Here is a 932-nt window from a genome sequence, read left to right as displayed (position 1 = left end):
AAGAACATGATCACTGGTGCGGCTCAGATGGATGGTGCCATTCTGGTTGTTTCTTCAGCTGACGGCCCAATGCCACAGACCCGCGAGCACATTCTGCTTGCTCGTCAGGTTGGTGTTCCAGCGCTTGTCGTATTCATGAACAAAGTCGACATGGTTGACGATGCAGAACTTCTCGATCTCGTTGAGCTCGAAGTTCGTGAGCTTCTGTCCAGCTATGACTTCCCGGGCGACGACATTCCAGTTGTCCGTGGTTCAGCACTTTGCGCTCTTGAAGATCGCGATCCAGTTATCGGTCGTGATGCAGTTCTCGAGCTGATGACCCAGGTTGATGCTTACATTCCTCAGCCAGAGCGTCCTAAGGATCTGGACTTCCTTATGCCAATCGAAGACGTTTTCTCGATTTCAGGCCGTGGTACAGTTGTTACCGGTCGTGTTGAGCGTGGCGTTGTTAAGGTCGGTGAAGAAGTTGAAGTTGTTGGTATCCGTCCAACACAGAAGACGACTGTTACAGGCGTTGAAATGTTCCGTAAGCTGCTTGATCAGGGTGAAGCTGGCGATAACGTCGGTATTCTGGTCCGTGGTACGAAGCGTGAAGACGTTGAACGTGGTCAGGTTGTCTGTAAGCCAGGTTCTGTTAAGCCACATACGAAGTTCAAGGCAGAAGCTTATATTCTGACGAAGGAAGAGGGTGGTCGCCACACTCCATTCTTCACGAACTATCGTCCGCAGTTCTATTTCCGTACGACAGACGTGACAGGTATTGTTACGCTTCCAGAAGGCACGGAAATGGTTATGCCTGGTGATAACGTCACCGTCGACGTTTCGCTGATCGTTCCGATCGCTATGGAAGAGAAGCTCCGCTTCGCTATCCGTGAAGGTGGTCGTACCGTCGGTGCCGGCGTCGTCGCCGCTATCGTCGAGTAAGAGTTCAA

General features: G+C 51.6%; 1 protein-coding gene. It reads left to right on the top strand.

Annotation, left to right across the window (positions count from 1 at the left end):
* Nucleotides 1-924: elongation factor Tu (gene tuf / locus WJT86_RS12265; RefSeq protein WP_346337882.1), on the top strand; the 924-nt coding region annotated here is incomplete at its 5' end.
* Nucleotides 925-932: the final 8 nt, after the last annotated feature.

It is taken from the genome of Hohaiivirga grylli, assembly GCF_039655745.1.
Taxonomy (GTDB): Bacteria; Pseudomonadota; Alphaproteobacteria; order Rhizobiales; family Beijerinckiaceae; genus Hohaiivirga; species Hohaiivirga grylli.
The sequence above is the reverse complement of the archived record's forward strand: the minus strand, read 5'-3'. Positions and strand labels throughout refer to the sequence as shown.